At 72.3% G+C, this 16,826-nt stretch carries 16 protein-coding genes; 4 read left to right on the forward strand and 12 right to left on the reverse strand.

Annotated features, from left to right (window positions below):
* Window positions 1–893: 893 nt before the first annotated feature.
* Genes BMY07_RS20830 through BMY07_RS20840 form a run of 3 tightly spaced genes read right to left on the reverse strand, consistent with a single transcriptional unit; the run spans window position 894 to window position 4,234 of the window.
* Window positions 894–2,411 carry a molybdopterin-dependent oxidoreductase gene (locus BMY07_RS20830; protein WP_092781205.1) on the reverse strand — a complete coding sequence of 506 codons (1,518 nt, stop codon included), beginning with the start codon at window positions 2,409–2,411 and terminating at the stop codon, window positions 894–896.
* A gap of 42 nt (window positions 2,412–2,453) precedes the next feature.
* Window positions 2,454–2,687, reverse strand: a complete 234-nt coding sequence (locus BMY07_RS20835; RefSeq protein ID WP_092781208.1) for a glutaredoxin family protein — start codon at window positions 2,685–2,687, stop codon at window positions 2,454–2,456.
* Window positions 2,684–4,234, reverse strand: coding sequence for an AMP-binding protein (locus BMY07_RS20840; protein WP_092781211.1), 1,551 nt, complete (start codon window positions 4,232–4,234; stop codon window positions 2,684–2,686). Before BMY07_RS20840 ends, BMY07_RS20835 begins: the two co-directional genes overlap by 4 nt.
* Before the next feature lie 256 nt (window positions 4,235–4,490).
* Between BMY07_RS20840 and BMY07_RS20845 the strand changes: the two genes are divergently transcribed.
* The 4 genes from BMY07_RS20845 (at window position 4,491) to BMY07_RS20860 (ending at window position 8,927) form a co-directional block, all read left to right on the forward strand.
* The gene (locus tag BMY07_RS20845; RefSeq protein ID WP_092781214.1) at window positions 4,491–5,138 is read left to right on the forward strand and encodes a sigma-70 family RNA polymerase sigma factor; all 648 of its coding nucleotides are present in this window, start codon (window positions 4,491–4,493) and stop codon (window positions 5,136–5,138) included.
* 151 nt (window positions 5,139–5,289) lie between these two features.
* Window positions 5,290–6,594 carry a DUF5667 domain-containing protein gene (locus BMY07_RS20850; RefSeq protein WP_092781216.1) on the forward strand — a complete coding sequence of 435 codons (1,305 nt, stop codon included), beginning with the start codon at window positions 5,290–5,292 and terminating at the stop codon, window positions 6,592–6,594.
* Between the two features lie 71 nt (window positions 6,595–6,665).
* Window positions 6,666–7,559, forward strand: coding sequence for an HAD family hydrolase (locus BMY07_RS20855; protein ID WP_092781219.1), 894 nt, complete (start codon window positions 6,666–6,668; stop codon window positions 7,557–7,559).
* Between the two features lie 117 nt (window positions 7,560–7,676).
* Window positions 7,677–8,927, forward strand: a complete 1,251-nt coding sequence (locus BMY07_RS20860) for a cytochrome P450 (RefSeq protein WP_092781222.1) — start codon at window positions 7,677–7,679, stop codon at window positions 8,925–8,927.
* Here BMY07_RS20860 and BMY07_RS20865 read toward each other — a convergent pair.
* The 9 genes from BMY07_RS20865 to BMY07_RS20905 form a co-directional block, all read right to left on the reverse strand.
* On the reverse strand, window positions 8,924–9,892 hold the full coding sequence (locus tag BMY07_RS20865; RefSeq protein ID WP_143073572.1) for a lysophospholipid acyltransferase family protein: 969 nt from the start codon (window positions 9,890–9,892) through the stop codon (window positions 8,924–8,926). The genes BMY07_RS20860 and BMY07_RS20865 overlap by 4 nt on opposite strands.
* Window positions 9,889–10,914 carry an NAD-dependent epimerase/dehydratase family protein gene (locus BMY07_RS20870; RefSeq protein ID WP_092781225.1) on the reverse strand — a complete coding sequence of 342 codons (1,026 nt, stop codon included), beginning with the start codon at window positions 10,912–10,914 and terminating at the stop codon, window positions 9,889–9,891. The genes BMY07_RS20865 and BMY07_RS20870 overlap by 4 nt, the downstream gene beginning before the upstream one ends.
* Before the next feature lie 142 nt (window positions 10,915–11,056).
* Window positions 11,057–11,158 (reverse strand): 30S ribosomal protein bS22, encoded by a 102-nt coding sequence (locus BMY07_RS20875; protein ID WP_018684825.1) that lies wholly within the window; start codon window positions 11,156–11,158, stop codon window positions 11,057–11,059.
* Window positions 11,159–11,310: 152 nt separating this feature from the next.
* Window positions 11,311–11,529 carry a helix-turn-helix domain-containing protein gene (locus BMY07_RS20880; RefSeq protein WP_092781228.1) on the reverse strand — a complete coding sequence of 73 codons (219 nt, stop codon included), beginning with the start codon at window positions 11,527–11,529 and terminating at the stop codon, window positions 11,311–11,313.
* Window positions 11,530–11,649: 120 nt separating this feature from the next.
* Window positions 11,650–12,480: a pyrroline-5-carboxylate reductase gene (gene proC / locus BMY07_RS20885; protein WP_092781231.1), complete on the reverse strand. Its 831-nt coding sequence runs from the start codon at window positions 12,478–12,480 to the stop codon at window positions 11,650–11,652.
* A gap of 154 nt (window positions 12,481–12,634) precedes the next feature.
* Window positions 12,635–13,477, reverse strand: a complete 843-nt coding sequence (locus BMY07_RS20890) for a thioesterase family protein (protein WP_092781234.1) — start codon at window positions 13,475–13,477, stop codon at window positions 12,635–12,637.
* Between the two features lie 62 nt (window positions 13,478–13,539).
* A complete protein-coding gene (locus tag BMY07_RS20895) occupies window positions 13,540–14,466 on the reverse strand; it encodes a proline dehydrogenase family protein (protein WP_092781237.1) in 927 nt (308 codons plus the stop codon).
* Window positions 14,467–14,540: 74 nt separating this feature from the next.
* Window positions 14,541–15,320 carry a sugar phosphate isomerase/epimerase family protein gene (locus BMY07_RS20900; protein WP_092781239.1) on the reverse strand — a complete coding sequence of 260 codons (780 nt, stop codon included), beginning with the start codon at window positions 15,318–15,320 and terminating at the stop codon, window positions 14,541–14,543.
* The gene (locus tag BMY07_RS20905; RefSeq protein WP_143073573.1) at window positions 15,317–16,741 is read right to left on the reverse strand and encodes a hypothetical protein; all 1,425 of its coding nucleotides are present in this window, start codon (window positions 16,739–16,741) and stop codon (window positions 15,317–15,319) included. Before BMY07_RS20905 ends, BMY07_RS20900 begins: the two co-directional genes overlap by 4 nt.
* Window positions 16,742–16,826: the final 85 nt, after the last annotated feature.

The following is a 16,826-nucleotide window of genomic DNA, read 5'->3' on the forward strand; positions in this document are numbered from 1 at the left end:
GCCCCGACCCGCTTCGCGCGCACGCCCGCGAGGACCCCCGCCCAGCCCCCACCCGCACCGGGGGGCGTCCCAGTGCCAGTCTATCGGCACCCCCCGACAGACGATCTTGAAACAGGGAGTCGGTGATCGACTTGTGGACAACTTCTGTCGCTGGAACGGGTGAAAGTCGAAGCGGGCGGAGATGAAGAACCACAGGTCAGGGGCTTGAAGGGCGCCGCGGTAGCGGGCTCGGGGTCGAAGTCGTGCAGCGGAAGATCGACCAGGGGCGAGCGGGTGATCGAATCGTCCACAGTGGACATCTGGACAGGATCATCTCCAGGCCATGCCCAGATCACCGAGCGAGACGGCAGCTCCCGCATGACCCCAACCCAAGACGGGGCCACCCGGAGACACTCCGACCTTGACCCCAGCGCAGCACTAGCCCCCGCGAGCCTTACTACTCGCAAACCTCTTGCCACCGAGAGCCCGTATCCCGCGCGAGCCCTCCGCGCCGCCCGCGCCTCCTGGCGAACTCTCCGAACCGTACGAGCCCCTTGCCCCGAGAACACTCCGGTACCGGGAGAGCCCTCTAGCCCCAAGAACTCTCCGACGCCCGAAGCGCATTCCGACCCCCGCAAGCCCTCTGCACCGCGCAACTGCTCTTAGCCCCACACCGCTCCGGACCGCACAAACCCTCCACGCCCCAGCAAGCGCCCTATCCCCACCCCAGCCGCCTCGCGGGCACGCGGTCCCGACCCCGCCCAGCCCCCACCCACACCGGGGGGCGTCCCAGTGCCAGTCTATCGACACCCCCCGACAAACGATCTTGAAACAGGCCGCCGAAGATCCACATGTGGACAACTTCTGTCCCCGAACCGGGTGAACCCACCAACCCGCGAACCCCAAGACCCCGATCACTCCACAGTGAACAGAGTCGAGTGCCATCCCGTTGCCCCATCAGGGATGGGCGGCACGCGCACGTCCGTCTGCGTCATCCCCCCGCGGTCAGTAGCCCGTACCTCAGCCCGGTGACTGCCCGAGGCCAACGGGAAAGTCGTCTGCCAGTGCCGCCAAGTCTGGTCGTTGACCTCGACCGCCAGCTCAGCCTCCTGCCAAGCTCCGCCATCGATCCGGACTTCCACCTTCGAGATCCCCACCGTCTGCGCCCAAGCGATCCCGGCGATGGTCACCGTGCCTGCGGGCACGTTCGCGAACCCGCGCGGTACGTCGATCCGGGACTGCGTCTTGATCGGCCCCCGAGCGGCCCACCCGCGTTCCTCCCAGTAGAACTGCTTCTCCCCGAACCGGGTCAGTTCCATGTCCACCACCCACTTCGTGGCCGACACGTACCCGTACAGCCCGGGCACCACCATCCGCGCAGGAAAGCCGTGTTCCAGGGGCAGCGGTTCGCCATTCATGCCGATCGCGAGGAGGGCGCCGCGTTTTTCGTCCATGATGTCGTCGAGCGGGGTTCCGGTGGTCCAACCGTCCACACTGGACGAGTACACCTGGTCGGCCGACGGCTTGACGCCTGCTTCCATCAGCAGGTCGCGCAGGGGGACGCCGATGAAGTTGGACGTCGACACGTACGGGCCGCCGACCTCGTTGGAGACGCAGGTCATGGTGATGGTGCGCTCGACGAGCGGGCGGCCGCGGATGTCGCCGAAGTCGAGGTTGAGTTCGGTGTCGACCAAGCCGTGGATGCGCAGGTGCCAGTCCTCGGCGCGCAGGCGGGGGACGGTCAGGGCGGTGTCGACGCGGTAGAAGTCGCGGTTCTGGGTGATGAAGGTGGGGTTGCCGGGGAACTCGGCGCCGCGGGGGACGGCGGGTGCGGGGGTGGCCGGGGTCAGTTTGCCGACCGCCGCGCGGGAGCCCTCGACGTCGACGCGGCCGGACAGGAACTGGCCGAAGCCGCCCAGCACGCCAGCACCGATGGCGATCCCGCCGGAGAGCCGCAGGAACGAGCGTCGGGACTCGTCGCTGGTCGCCCGGTCGCGGGCGGCGCCGTGCAGGAACCGGAACACCACGACGCCCACGACGAGGGACGCGAGCGGCGCGAGGACGGCGATCATGCCCAGGTCGGGCCGGTTGAGCACGGCGGCGACACCCAGCAGCCCGAGCGCGCCCGCGAGCACGAGCCCCGGCACCGGCGACCGCCGCGAGAGCAGACCGGCGACCACGGCGAACACCAGGATCGTCAGACCCATCCCGCCGAGCAGGACGATCTTGTCGTAGGTGCCGAAGGTGCGGACCGCGAAGTTCTTCAGCCACGAGGGCGTCAGGTCGATCGCGGTGTTGCCGACAGCGAGGAAGGGGGACGCGTTGGGGCCGACGAGCCCGGCGACGAGGTGACCGGCGGCGAGGGCGGCGGCGACGGCGAGAACACCGACGAGCGCGGCGACCCGCTTACCAAGCCTGGCGGAAGTGTCCACACCAGGGCTTCGGAGCCGATCGCCGCGCGGATCGGGACCTGATCAGGTGAGTGCCGCGCGCAGGCGGTCTTCCTCGACCCGCCAGTACCCGTGCTCGGCGTCGTCCACCAGGACCACCGGCACCCGGTCGCCGTACTCGCCGCGCAGCTCGGGGTCACCGTCGACGTCCACAGCGGACCAGGTGACGCCCAGGTCGGCGCAGATGCGCGCCACGTCGGCCTCGGCCACCTCGCACGCGTGGCAGCCCTGCCTGGTCATCACCGTCACCCTGCTCATGTCTGGACGTTATCGCGCAGGCCTGCGCGCCGGATCTTGCCGGTGACCGAGTGCGGCAGCTCGGCGGCGAACTCGACGACGGTCGGCACCTTGAACCGGGCCAGGTTGACCCGGCAGTGCTCCAGCAGCCGCTCGCGGGTCAGCTCGACGCCCGCCCTCGGGACGACGACGAGCTTCACCCGCTCCCCCGCGCGCTCGTCCGGCACGCCGACCGCGGCCACCTCGGCGACCTCCGGCAGCTCGCCGACGACCTGCTCGACCTCGTGCGGGTACACGTTGAACCCGTTGACGATGATCAGGTCGTTGGCGCGGTCCACCAGCCGCAGGTCGCCGTCGGGGTCCAGGTAGCCGACGTCGCCGGTGCGGAACCAGCCCTCGGCGTCCGGACCGCCGTCGCCATCGGGCCAGTAGCCGCTGAACAGGTTCTGGCCGCGGGCGGCGACCAGGCCGGTGTCGGAGTCGTCGCCGAAGTCGGGCTCGTCGTCGGAGTCGTCGGGCGCGACCGGGGTGCCGTCCGCGTCGACCAGGCGCAGCTCGACGCCGGGGATGGCCCGACCGACCGACCCGGGCTTGGCGAAGCCGCCGACCAGGGTGGAGGTGAGCACCGGGCCGGTCTCGGTCAGGCCGTAGCCCTCGAAGATCGACAGGCCGGTCTCCTGGCGGAACAGCGCGAGCGTGCGCGGGTCGAGCGGGGCGGCGCCGGAGGTCAGCATCCTGGCGGTGGCGAGCGCCTCGCCGAGCCGGTCGCGGCCCGCGGTGGCCAGCGCCTGGTAGATGGCGGGCACGCCGACGAGGGTGGTGACGCGGTGGTCGCGGCACGCGTCGAGGGCGGTGTCGATGCCGAACCTGCCGGTCAGCACGCCCGTGGCGCCCGCGAGCGCGACCTGCCAGAGGCCGGAGAGCCCGTAGGCGTGCGCGAGCGGGACGGCGAGCAGCACCCGGTCGGTCGGGGTGACCGGCGCGGGTCGCAGGGCTGCGCACTGCGCGGCGTTGGCCAGCAGCGCCCGGTGCGACAGCATCACGCCGCGCGGGGTGCCCGCGGTGCCGGAGGTGTAGCAGAGCAGGGCCAGGTCCTCGCCGCCGCCGATGGCCGAAAACCGCGAGTCGACCTGCTCGGTGTCGTCCAACACCGGATCCGGGAGGGCGGTGACGACTCCGCCGGTGCGATCGGTAACCCTGGGTACGCCGAAAGCGAAACACACACCGCCGTGGTCGAGAACCCGCTCGACCTCCCGGGGCACCGCGTCGGTACCGAGGGGTACCGCCACCGCACCGGCCCGGAGCACCGCGAACAGCACGACACACGCCTGGAGGCTGTTGGACATGACCAGCGCGACCCGGTCACCGGGGGCGACCCCCAGTCCGGCCAGCGTGTTCGCGTAGCGGCCGACCGCCAGCTCGACCCGCTGCCAGCTGAGTGAACGCCCGTCGGGGACGTCGACCAGCCCGAGGTGGGCGGGTACGTTTTCGCTCGCCGCGGTCACCAGGTCGGCGACGTTTCCGGTCAGCGTGTCGGCCACCGGCGGACCCCCCTCGTTCGATCCCATCCCGTTCGACCAGCAAGCAGCAGCACCGCAGTCACATCCAGCAAGCACGCCACTGTCCTATCCAGCAAGCAAAGCCGCAGTCATATCAGCAAGCAAAGCCGCAGTGTGGCACGCATCACCCACGTCACGGTTAACTACCTGTTCCGACCCCATCCTGGCCCACCCACCGGCTCTACCGAGAAGTAACACCAAGTGAAGCTGCGATGCCCCGGCGGTGGCGCGACCGCCGGGTCCCGAGGGAGTGTGCGGCCGTCCGATGACCCGCCAGACGCGATCCGACCCGACCAGCCGGAACGTGCCCTCGGCACGGGCGGGCACCGACGGCGCCGGGCAGGACGGGGCGGTGCCGGACCAGGCGCACAGCGAGTCGTGGGCCCTCGTGCACGCCGCGCAGCAGGGTGACACGGTGGCCTTCGGGCAGCTCTACGACCGGTACGTGGACGTGGTCTACCGGTACGTCCTGTTCCGCGTCGGCGACCGGGAACTGGCCGAGGACGTCACCAGCGAGACGTTCTTACGGGCCTTACGCCGCATCACCTCCGTCACCTACCAGGGCCGCGACGTCGGTGCCTGGTTCGTCACCATCGCCCGCAACCTGGTGCTCGACCACGTGAAGTCCAGCCGGTTCCGGCTCGAGGTGACCACACCGGAGATCCGCGACTCCGAGCGGGTCGAGGCCGGTCCCGAGCAGCAGGTGATGTCCAAGGTCACCAGGGAGGCGCTGCTCGGCTGCGTCGACCAGCTCGGCGACGACCAGCGCGAGTGCATCGTCCTGCGGTTCCTGCAGGGCTTGTCCGTCGCCGAGACGGCGGAGATCATGAACCGGAACGAGGGCGCGGTCAAGGCGCTGCAGCACCGGGCGGTGCGCAGGCTGGCCCAGTTGTTGCCCACCGAGCTGCGGTGATCCGGCGGGTTCGGCCGGATCCGGTGCGTGGCGGTGGGAGAGTGTGCGTTGACCCGTTGGGGTCAATCGATATGTGCCACGTGGCCGGGCCGTAACCCGGAGGAAGGCCAGTCGTTTCATCCACAGCGAGACCCACAGGAGTCGGAGCGGGATGGTGGACAGCGGAACCGGGTCGACCGGACCCCAGGGCGAGCGGGCGGACAGACCGCGCGCGGGCCGCGCGCACCCCGGTCTGGTCGATGAGCTGGGACCCGAGTTCACCGACGACGACCACGCCATCGTCGAACTGCTGGCCGCGCTCGCCCGTGACACCGCACCCGAGGACGACGCCAGGGCCAGGATGCGGGCGAGGATCACCGCGAGCCTGGTCGCCGACCCGATCCACCCCGACCGCGCCGAGCAGCCCCGCGTCGAGCAGCCGCACCCGTCGCCGACCCCGCGCCGCGCAGGCGAGTCGCGACCGGGCAGACCGCAGCGCTCCGGCCGGGCACCGCGCAGCAGGCGCGACCCGGACTCGGCGCCAGCTCCCCGGCCGTCGCCGACCCCGCGCGGGTCGGCCCGCGCCCGCTTCACCATCGCCGCCGTCGCCGCGCTCGCCCTGGTGTTCTCGCTGGCCGGGATGAGCCTGCTGCTGGCCCGCGACGCCCTGCCGGGCGACGCCCTTTACGGGGTGAAGCGGACCGGGGAGGCCGCCGCCCTGGGGTTGACCTTCGGGCAGGAGGAGAAGGCCTTCAAGCACCTGGAGTTCGCCACCGCCCGGATCGGCGAGATCGAGACCCTCACCCTGCGCAACGCGGACCCGAACGGCGCGCCGACCGGCGGGTACCTCGACGCGCTCGGCGACTTCGACAACGACGCCACCGCCGGTAGCCGCGGCCTCACCTCGGTGGCCACCTCCGGCGACGGCAGCCAGCTGGCCACCCTGCGCACCTGGGCCGACCAGCAGGGCGCCCGGCTGGCCGCGCTGCGCCCGAAACTGCCCCCGGCGACCGACAGCAGGCTCTCGGCGTCGCTGGCGCTGCTCGACCAGGTCGAGGGCCGGGCGGCCGCGCTGCTGGCCAGGATGCGGTGCTACCAGGTCACCTCGGGCGACCTCGACGAGATCGGCGCGCTGCCTGCGACCGCGGCGTGCGAGGTGCGCCCGGACGCGCCGAGGGTCCTGACGTCGACGCCGGGCAGCCAGGCGGGCAACGAGCCCACCGCGGACCCGCGCACGCCGACCACCGAGCCGCAGCCGACCGGGCCGCCGACGGGACAACCCGTGACGACGACACCGGGTGCGCCGCGGACCACGACACCACCACCCCTGGTGGACCTGCCACCCATCATCGGCTCGCCCAGCCCGATCCCCGGCACCAGCACACCGGCCCCCGGTGTGTCGGTGCCGCTGCCGTTGCCGCTGCCGACCATCGAGCTGCCGCCGCTGCTGGGTATCGGGCCGATCAGGATCGGCTGAGGCGGGCACCGAACCGGGCGGCGGCTCGCTACCCTGGTGGGGACAGGTGGGATCCAGCGGGGAGGCGTGCGGTGTTCGTGCGGCGTGGGGACAGGAACAACCCCGAACTCGAACGGCTCGCCGCGCTCGCGGGCGAGGCGAGCGCCGAGGCGGCTTCCGTCGCGATCGAACAGTCCGACACCCCGGTGCCGATCGACCTGACCGCGGCGGCGTTCTTCGACGTGGACAACACGATCATGATGGGCGCGTCGATCTTCCACTTCGCCAGGGGACTGGCCGCGCGCAAGTTCTTCTCCAACTCCGACCTGGCCAAGTTCGCCATGCAGCAGGTGATGTTCCGCATCGGCGGCAAGGAGAGCGCGGACGGCATCCGCAGCAGCCGGGAGCAGGCGCTGTCCTTTGTGGCCGGTCACACGGTCGCCGAGCTGAGCGCGCTGGGCGAGGAGATCTTCGACGAGCTGATGTCGGACAAGATCTGGCCGGGCACCAGGGCGCTGGCCCAGATGCACCTGGACGCGGGTCAGCGGGTCTGGCTGGTCACAGCGACCCCGGTGGAGCTGGCCGAGATCATCGCCCGCAGGCTCGGGCTGACCGGCGCGCTGGGCACGGTCGCCGAGAGCACCGACGGCGTCTTCACCGGGAAGCTGGTCGGCGAGATGCTGCACGGCCCGGCCAAGGCGCACGCGGTCCGCTCGCTGGCCGCCCGCGAGGGCCTGGACCTGCGCCGCTGCACCGCCTACTCGGACTCGTCCAACGACATCCCGATGCTCTCGGTGGCGGGCACCGCGGTGGCCGTCAACCCGGACTCCGGCCTGCGCGAGGTGGCCCGCAAGCGCGGCTGGGAGATCCGCGACTTCCGCACCGGCCGCAAGGCCGCCAAGATCGGCGTCCCCTCGGTGCTGGGCGCGGGCGCCCTGGCAGGCGCCGTCGCCGCGGGCCTGGCCTACCGCAAGCGCGTCATCTGACCTGGGCGGATGACCTCGACCACGACGGGTGGTCACGGATCGGCTCCGCGCGTCACGCTGGGGCGGTGATCCGGCGCGGCTGGGGCACGGACCGGTGCGACAGGATCGGGGGGAACCGTGAAGGACGAGCTGAAGCTGGGCGCGCGGCTGGGTGTGCAACGCGCGGCGGTGTGGGGCATGGCGGCGCGGGGCGACGGGCTGGCGCGGTTGGTGTCCGCGCCGTGGCGGGGTGAGCCGTACGGGATCTACGCGCGGCTGCGGGAAGGCGCCGGGGTCCGGCGCAGCGCCACCGGGTTGACGGTGGTGGCCTCGCACGCGTTGTGCTCGAAGTTGTTGCGCGACCGCACCTTCGGCGTCCGGACCACCGACGGGGCCGAGCCGCCGCCGTTCACCGCCTCCGGGCTGCCGGGCGATGTCGAGGTCATCCCGTCGTTGCTGGAGCTGGACCCGCCCGACCACACCCGGCTGCGGGCGCTGGCCAGGCCCGCGTTCTCCCCGGCCAAGATCGCCGGGTACCGGTCAGGCGTCGAGAACGCCACCGCCCGGCTGCTGGAGCGGGCCCTGGCCGAGGACCGGTTCGACCTGGTGGCCGACTTCGCCGCGCCGCTGCCGATCGCGGTGATCAGCGACCTGCTCGGCATCCCGGACGTCGACGCCGACGTGTTCGCCCGCTACGGCCGGGTGCTCGGCGCGTCGCTGGACGGGGTGAAGTCGGTGCGGCACGCGCTGCAGGTCCGGACCGCGAACCGGGAACTGCGCGCGCTGTTCACCCGGCTCATCGCCGAGCGCAGGGCGGACCCGGGCGAGGACGTGATCAGCGCGCTGGCCGCCTCGGACGAGCTCACCGAGGTGGAACTGGCGACGACCTGCGAACTGCTGCTGCTCGCCGGCTTCGAGACGACGACGAACCTGATCGGCAACGCCGTGTGGTCCTTCGCGACCAACCCCGACCAGTGGGACCGGCTGCGCGGCGACGACACCCTGCTCGGCCCGGCCGTCGAGGAGGTGCTGCGCTACGAGGCACCGGTGCAGATGACCGCGCGGATCTCGCACCGGGACACCGAGATCTCCGGGGTCCCGGTGGCGGAGAACAGCATGGTCATCGCCCTGATCGGTTCGGCGGGCCGGGACCCCGCGGCGTTCGAGCAGCCGGACGAGTTCGACATCGGCCGCGCGCGGGACAACGACCACCTGGCCTTCTCCAGCGGCGCCCACTACTGCGTCGGCGCCCCGCTGGCCCGGCTGGAGGGCGAGGTCGCGCTGCGCGCGCTGACCGAGGCCCTGCCCAGGATCACCGTCGCCGCGAAGCCGAAGTGGCGGTCGACGTCGGTGATCCGGGGGCCGCGCTCGTTGTGGTTGCGGCCCTAGCCCAGGAACGGGTTGCCGCGCTGGTTGAGCATGCGGTAGAGGGTTTGCTGGATGGTTTCCCGGATCTGGTCGGTCAGCGCGAACACCACGGCCGGGTCGTCCTCGGCGGCCGCGTGCTCCTCAGTGGACACCGGGGGTCCGAAGTGGATGTGCCACTTGGACGGCAGCGGGACCAGCCCGAGTGGACCGAGCAGCGGGAAGAACGGGGTGATGGGGAAGTAGGGCAGGCCGAGCAGGCGCGCCAGCGGCTTGAGGTCGGCGATCTTGGGGTAGATCTCCTCCGCGCCGACGATGGAGCAGGGCACGATCGGGACGCCGGTGCGCAGCGCGGCGGAGACGAAGCCGCCGCGGCCGAAGCGCTGGAGCTTGTAGCGGTCGGCGAACGGCTTGCCGACGCCCTTGAAGCCCTCCGGCCAGACGCCGACCAGTTCGCCGGAGCGCAGCAGGTGCTCGGCGTCCGGGTTGCAGGCCAGCGTCTGCCCGGACTTGCGGGCCAGGGCACCCAGCAGCGGGGTCTGGAAGACGAGGTCCGCGCCGAGCATCCGCAGGTAGCGGTCCCGGTTGTCCTTGACCGCCACGGCCGTCATCAGGGCGTCCCACGGGAGGGTGCCGGAGTGGTTGGACACGACGAGTGCGCCACCGGATGCCGGTAGGTTCTCCGCGCCCGTCACCTCGACCCGGAACCACTTGCGGTAGACCGCACGCAGCGGGGGCAGCAGCACGGCGTCGGTGAGTTCAGGGTCGAACCCGAACTGGTCGACCGTGTAGTCGCCCGAGAGGCGCCTACGGGCGAAGCCGAGGGCATCCGCCACCACCCCGCGGAGACCCGTGGCGGGCTCCTCCGAGGGAGGCGGGCGTAAGGGGGTCGGCTCGACCGGTGGACCTTCCTGCGTCGGCTTGCGCTGCCGCTCCGCGCGGTCCAACGGGATGACCTGGGCCTGCTGCTGCACGCGCGTCACCTTCATCGGGTACCCACCAAGCGGCGTTCAAGACGCTCGATGACCGTGGGATCGAGGACCGGTCGCAACCCGCTGCCGTGGACGTAGTCGTCGAACGCCTGGCGGGTGGTCCACCGCGGGGTGAACCCGAGGACCGTGCGCAGCCGGGTCGTGTCCAGCACCCGGCCGTGGTTGAGGTAGCGGACGTGGTCGGCGGAGAAGTCGACCACCCTGGCGCCGCGCAGCAGCCTGCCCGCGGTGGGCATCGCCGCGCGCGGGACCGGGAACGGGACCCGACCGGCGCGGCGGATGGCCTGCGAGAGCAGCAGCACCCCGTCGCCGCCCGCGTTGAACACGCCCGAGACCGGGCTGGTCGCGGCCCGCTCCAGCACGGCGAGGGCGTCCTCGGAGTGCAGGAGCTGGATGCGCGGGTCGTAGCCGAGCACGGTGGGCACGACCGGGAGCGCGAAGTAGCGGGTGAGCACCGTGTCGACGCTGGGGCCGATGAGGTTGCTCAGCCGGACCACGGTGACCTCGACGTCCTGGCGGCGGCGGGCGAACGCGCGGGCGTAGCCCTCGACCTCGACGGCGTCCTTGGCGTACCCGCTGGAGGACAGCTCACGCGGCGGGCCGTCCTCGGTCAGCACGGCGGGCAGCCGGGCCCCGGCGCCGTAGACGGCGGCGGTGGACTTGATCACGAGCTTGCGCACCGACGGGGCGCGCTGGCAGGCGGCGAGCAGCTGCATCGCCCCGATGACGTTCATCTCCTTGACCGCGCTGCGCCGGGACGGGCCGGGCGGGTTGGCGGTCAGCGAGGCGTGCACGACGGTGTCGACCTCGGCCGAGGTGATCACCTTGGCGATGAGCGGGTTGCGGATGTCGGCGCGGACGAACTCGACGCGACCCGGCAGACCGGCGACCGCGCGGTACGGGCCGACGGTGTCGACGCCGAGCACGCGGTCGATGGCCGGGTTCGCCGCCAGCCGGGCGGCCAGGTGGCCACCCAGGTAGCCGCCGACACCGGTGACCAGGACGGTCCGTGGTGTCATGGGACCCCCGGGGGAGTGGGCGCTTGGAGGTCCGAGCCTACTCGCGCCCACCGGCGTCCCCCGGTCGGGCAACGCACTGTTAACGCAGGTCACACAGGGTGTTACCAGCGGCGCCCGCACCAGCGGACGCCGCGGGCAGACACTACTTCTTGAGCTTGCGACGCTGGACGCGAGTCTTGCGGAGCAGCTTGCGGTGCTTCTTCTTCGACATGCGCTTGCGACGCTTCTTGATGACCGAGCCCATGTGTGTCCTTACGTGTTTCTAGGTCGTTCCAGGTGTCCGGCGCTCCGGTGCGGCGGACACGTCAACGACGCGCGCCAAGACACCAGGCACAACGGCTGGCCAGCCTACCTGGCCGCCTCGGCGAGCTCGCGGGCGGGCGGGGACAAGCCCGCTCACCCAGCGTCGAAGTAGGCGTTCTGCAGGTAGTCGTGCACGGCCTTCTCCGGAACCCGGAACGACTTGCCGACCCGCACCGCGGGCAGCTCGCCGCCGTGCACCAGCCGGTACACCGTCATCTTCGAGACCCGCATGAGGGCCGCCACCTCGGCCACCGTCAGGAATTGCACCTGCGGGAGGCCGGGCGGATCGGAGTCGCGCTTGCTCGCAGGCATGATCCACCGCGTCCTTAACCACGCGTCGCGCCGTCGGCTTCCCCACCGACGGATTCGACACGCACGTGTACCGATCGAGAGTAGCGGGACACGTGTGACAAGTGCGACGTCACTTCGGGTTCAATCTGCGTCGTGCGCGCGGCCCAGCTCGCGGGAGCGGTCCCTGGCCGCCTCGATGGCCGCCAGCAGCGCCGCGCGCACCCCGTGCCGCTCCAACTCCCGGATCGCCATGATCGTCGTCCCAGCGGGCGAGGTGACGGCCTCGCGCAGGGTCACCGGGTGCTCGCCGGTCTCGGCCAGCATCGCCGCCGCGCCGACCGCCGACTGGATGATCAGCTTCTCGGCCACCGCGCGCGGCAGGCCGAGCAGGATCCCGGCGTCGATCATGGCCTCGACCAGGAAGAAGAAGTAGGCCGGGCCGGAGCCCGACAGCGCGGTCACCGCGTCCTGCTGCGACTCGGGCACCCGCACGACCTTGCCGACGACCCCCAGCAGCTCCTCGACGATGGCCAGGTGCGCCGAGGTGGCGTGCTTGCCCGGCGAGATGGCGCTCATGGCCTCGCCGACCAGCATCGGGGTGTTCGGCATGACCCGGACCACCGGGATGCCCGCGGGCAGCCTGCGCTCGAACAGGGCGGTCGGCAGGCCCGCGCACAGCGACACGATCAGGGTGTCGGCGCTGACCGCACCGGCCAGGTCGTCGAGCAGCGGGTCGATGTCCTGCGGCTTGACCGCGATGACCAGCACGTCGGCCGTCTTGGCCGCGGTGGGCACGTCGACGGCGTCGATGCCGTAGGTGTCGGTCAGCTGCGCGGAGCGGCCTGCGGAGCGCTCGGTGAACAGCAGCTCGTCGGCCTGCCTGCCGCCGTGCAGCAGTCCGGAGAGCAGGGCCTCGCCGATCTTGCCGGCGCCGAGCACGGCGATCACCGGCCGCGCGTTCGCCTCAGTCATGGCCGACAGGCTAGCCACTCGTTCCCGGTTTTCCCGGCAGCGGTGCCCGATCGGGTGCGGCGGGGACGAATGCGGGCGCGCCGGAATGGGTGGTCCAGACCATCCGCCGCACTTTGTGGAAAACAGTGAAAAAGACGGCGAAAACGGTGAAGTTCTAACCGGCGGCCGATAGCGCCAACTGCCGCGCCTGGCAGACAAGTCTGCCGGTGGAATCGACCACAGTCGCGTCGGAGTCGAACCAGACACCGTGCACGGCCTTCGACTCCACCTGGATCCGCAACCACCCCGGGGCGGGCCGCGACCGCAGGTGCGCGGTCAGCTGGACCGTCGGCGACCAGCCGAGCCTGCCGAGGTTGAAGGTCACCGGCATCGAGATGTCCCCGGCCACCAAGGCGAACAGCGGGTCCGGGTGCTCACCCCTTGGCCGCGCCCACAGCCGCAACCGCAGCGGGTCGCCGATGTGCCCGTGCAGGAACCCGGCCCCGTTGGGGTCGAGCCGCACGTCGCAGACCTCGCTCAGCTTGAACACCGAGGCCGAGGGCACCGTGGACAGGTCGATCGCGTTGCCGGGCGGTTCCGCAGACTGGTTGGGTAAATCCGTCCAGGCGGCGCGTTCGCGCGGCAGCCGACCGGTGGTGACCACGCCCTCCACGCAGCTGTGCCCGCTCTGCTCGAGGTGCACCGCCACGACCGTGGTGCGCCGCCCCGACTTGCGGACGTCGGTGCGCAGCAGCACCGGTCCGACCCCGGGTGGGCGCAGGAACTGCGCGCTCACCGTCAGCGGGTCGACCAGCGGTGCGCCCGCGCCGCTGTGCGTGGCCACCGCGGCCTTGGCCAACAAGGCCATCAGGAATCCCCCGTGCGGGCGCCCGCCGACCGTCCACGGGGCGGGGAGGTCGGCGGTGAAGGTGCCGTCCCCCAGCGGCCGCACCCTGACCGCCGCGGCGAACGCCCCACCGGCCGCCCGGACGTCGCCGTGCCCTGCAGCACTACTCATGGGCGATAGCCTGCCACGCCCGCGTCCGCGATTTTGCGCTGTGCCACGGATCGGGGTTCTTCTCAGCCCCGGGTCGCCAGGGCGCGGAGGAAGAAGGCGGTGTTCGCGGGGCGCTCGGCCATCCTGCGCATCAGGTAGCCGTACCACTCCCCGCCGTAAGGCACGTACACCCGCACGGTGTGGCCGAGCTGCGCCAACCGGAGTTGCTCGTCGGGTCGGATGCCGAAGAGCATCTGGTGCTCGAAGCTGCCCGGCTTGCGGCCGTGGGCCTCGGCGCGCTCCCCGATGATCCGCACCAGGCGCGGGTCGTGGGTGGCGAACTTCGGGTAGCCGTCGCCCGCGAGCAACGCGTTCGCACAGCGGACGTAGCTCTTGTCGACCTCGACCGCCTCCTGGAAGGCGACCGTCTCGGGCTCCTTGTAGGCGCCCTTGCAGAGCCGCACGCGCGAGCCGGACCCGGACAGGGCGTTGACGTCGTCGAGGGTGCGGTGCAGGTAGGACTGGAGCACGGCGCCGACCCACGGCCAGGTCTGGCGCAGCTCGCGCAGGATGCGCAGCGTCGAGTCCGTGGTGGTGTGGTCCTCCATGTCGAGCGTGACCGTCGTGCCCGCTGCCTCGGCCGCCGCGCAGATCCGCTTGGCGTTGGCCAGCGCGAGGTCCTCGTCGAACATCTGCCCGACGGCGGAGAGCTTGACGCTCACCTCGGCCCGGTCGGACAGGCCGTCGGCGTGCAGCTGGTCGAGGAGCTCCAGGTACGCCAGGACCGTGTGCTCGGCCTGCTTGGCGTCGGTGGTGTCCTCACCGAGGTAGTCGAGGGTCACGGTGAGACCGGAGTCGACCAGCTGCCGGGTGACGGCGACGGCCTCCGCCGTGGTCTCGCCCGCGACGAAGCGGCGCACGACGTCCCTGCTGACGGGAGCGGTGGCCACCAGGCGGCGGATGGTGCCGTTTCGCGCGGCGGCCAGGATCAAGGAACGCAACGGGTTCACGGGGGGAACTGTACGGCTCGTGTCCTATCGAGCCAAGACAGCCATCCGGTCGTCCTATGTTTGCGCCGAACTGTCTACTCTCCGACCAAGTGGGACCGTGCGAACCGCAACGCCGCCGCGATGTCCGCCTCGCGCTGCCCGGAGGTGCGCGCCCGCCTGGTGCTGATCTCCACCACGACCTGCCCGGCGAACCCGGTCTCGACCAACCGCCTGCACACCTGCGCGCACGGCTGGCCACCGCGACCCGGTACCAGGTGCTCGTCCTTGGCCAGTCCGGTGCCGTCCGCCAGGTGGACGTGCCGCAGGCCCGCGCCCATCCGCTCGGCCAGCGCCAGGGCGTCCACATGCGCGGCGGAGGTGTGCGACAGGTCCAGCGTGTAGTTGCGGTGCCCGACCTCGGTCGGGTCGATCGACGGGCGGAACGCACTGATCTCCACCGAGCCGCGGCGCACCGGGAACATGTTCTCCACCGCGACCGCGACGCCGCTGCCGTCCTCCAGAGCGGCGACCAGGTCCGCGAAGCGCTCGGCGTAGCCGCGCTGCCAGCGGAACGGCGGGTGGACCACCACCGTCGGCGCACCCAGGTCTTGCGCGGCCTCCACCGCGCGGCGCAGCCGGACCTCCGGGTCCGGCGACCAGATCCGCTGCGTCACCAGCAGGCAGGGCGCGTGCACGGCGAGCACCGGGACCCCGCTGCGGCGGGACTGGCGGGCCAGCGCGGGCACGTCCTGGCTCAGCGGGTCGGCCCAGACCATCACCTCGACCCCGTCGTAGCCGAGCGAGGCGGCCAGGGCGAAGGCGGTCGAGGCGGTCCTCGGCCACACCGACGCGGTCGAGAGACCGACCGGGATCACCGGCCGAGCAGCAACAATGCCGCCGGGGAGACCGTCGCCAACAACCCGACCAGCACCGCGAGCACCGTGGTCTGCAGGTCCTCCGCCCGGCGCACCTTGCGCACGATCAGCACCAGCCCGACGATCACCGCCAGCGCGCCGACCAGCGCGGCGGCGGGCAGCACCCGCCACAGCCAGTTGAAGATCAACCACACCACGGCGCCGCCGACCACGCCGAGCCCGAGCTGGCCGACCATGATCAGCCACTCGCGGCCAGCCGAGCGCGGGGCCTCGTCGGCGTCCGGCTCGTCCTCGTCGTCGTCGAGGTCGTCGCGGGCGCGGTCGGGCTCGTCGTCCTCGTCGAACCGGTCGTCGATGTCCTTGTCGAAGCGGTCGTCGAGGTCGTCGTCGAGCCGGTCGGCGAACTCGTCGTGCGCGGAGTAGTCGGTGAACCGGGTCGCGGCCTTGTCGTCGAAGCCGGTGAACTCCTCGCGGAACTCCGGCGGCGGCCCGGTCGGGTCGACCGCGGTCTCGGCCGAGTCACCGGCGAACTCGCGGTACCCGGGCTGGCGCGGCGGCACCGGTAGTGGCTGCGACACCTGCGGGACGGGCAGCGGCTGGGACACCTGCGGCGGCGGGACCGGCAACGGCTGCGAGACCTGCGGCGGGCGCCGGGCACCCGACGGCGCGCGCCTGGGCAGCGGCGCCCGGTTCGGCGCCTTGCCCAGACCGGCGGGCGGCTCGCCCGGGTCGGGCAGCGGGTCGTCGGCCGGGACCCTGGGCAGCTGCTCGGTGAGCGGCTCGGCCACGTCCGGCCTCGGCCTGGCCGCTGCCTGCGGTCCGTGCTGCTCGCGGGGGTCGACCTGGCGCGGGTGCGGCGGCGGGGGCGCCTGCGGGTGGCGCTGCTCGGGCTGCTCCGGCCGGACCTGCTCTGGCCTGACCTGGTCCGGCCTGCCCTGGGGCGGCCGCGGGTCGTCCGGCCGCTGCGGCTGGCGCGGGGGCTCCGCCACCCGGGGCTCGACCACCGGGCGCGCGGCCTGGCGGGGGTCCACCTGGGGCTCGCGGCGCGGCGGGGCCACCGGCGGGTGCTGCTGGGTCGGCGGCTGCTGGTCGACCCTGGCCTGCGGCTGGTCCGGTCGCGTGCGCCTGGGCAGCTGCGGGGCCTGCTGCGCCGGGGACGGTGCCTGCGGCGGCTGCGGGGCCGGGCCCCGGTCCTGCCGGTGCGAGGCGCGCTCGTGCGGCGGCTGGTCCTCGCGGATCGGCAGCAGCTTGCCGCTGTCGGACATCACCCGGTCGATGATCGCCTGCGGCGCGGTCTCCGAGGCGTCGTCCGGTTTGCGGCGGCGCCTGCGCGGCGCGCCGTCGCCAGGGGAGCCGCCGTACTTGGCCAGCAACTCGGCCACGGTGCGCTGCGTGCGCTCCGAACCACCTTCTTGACTCATCCACTCCACCGTGCCCCGTGCAGGCCGATCCGTCCAGTGCCCACCCGCGCCGCGGGCGGCACCGGCCCCTCGGGGTCGGGGGCCA

Source organism: Actinokineospora terrae (genome assembly GCF_900111175.1).
In the GTDB taxonomy this organism is placed as follows: Bacteria; Actinomycetota; Actinomycetes; order Mycobacteriales; family Pseudonocardiaceae; genus Actinokineospora; species Actinokineospora terrae.

Bases quoted from the DNA above. Each gene is read 5' to 3' on its own strand.
- BMY07_RS20835 (WP_092781208.1), bottom strand. From the start codon at position 2,687: ATGAGCAGGGTGACGGTGATGACCAGGCAGGGCTGCCACGCGTGCGAG.
- BMY07_RS20905 (WP_143073573.1), bottom strand. From the start codon at position 16,741: ATGAGTCAAGAAGGTGGTTCGGAGCGCACGCAGCGCACCGTGGCCGAG.
- BMY07_RS20850 (WP_092781216.1), top strand. From the start codon at position 5,290: ATGGTGGACAGCGGAACCGGGTCGACCGGACCCCAGGGCGAGCGGGCG.
- BMY07_RS20845 (WP_092781214.1), top strand. From the start codon at position 4,491: ATGACCCGCCAGACGCGATCCGACCCGACCAGCCGGAACGTGCCCTCG.
- BMY07_RS20840 (WP_092781211.1), bottom strand. From the start codon at position 4,234: ATGGGATCGAACGAGGGGGGTCCGCCGGTGGCCGACACGCTGACCGGA.
- BMY07_RS20865 (WP_143073572.1), bottom strand. From the start codon at position 9,892: ATGAAGGTGACGCGCGTGCAGCAGCAGGCCCAGGTCATCCCGTTGGAC.
- BMY07_RS20890 (WP_092781234.1), bottom strand. From the start codon at position 13,477: ATGAGTAGTGCTGCAGGGCACGGCGACGTCCGGGCGGCCGGTGGGGCG.
- proC (WP_092781231.1), bottom strand. From the start codon at position 12,480: ATGACTGAGGCGAACGCGCGGCCGGTGATCGCCGTGCTCGGCGCCGGC.
- BMY07_RS20880 (WP_092781228.1), bottom strand. From the start codon at position 11,529: ATGCCTGCGAGCAAGCGCGACTCCGATCCGCCCGGCCTCCCGCAGGTG.
- BMY07_RS20870 (WP_092781225.1), bottom strand. From the start codon at position 10,914: ATGACACCACGGACCGTCCTGGTCACCGGTGTCGGCGGCTACCTGGGT.
- BMY07_RS20875 (WP_018684825.1), bottom strand. From the start codon at position 11,158: ATGGGCTCGGTCATCAAGAAGCGTCGCAAGCGCATGTCGAAGAAGAAG.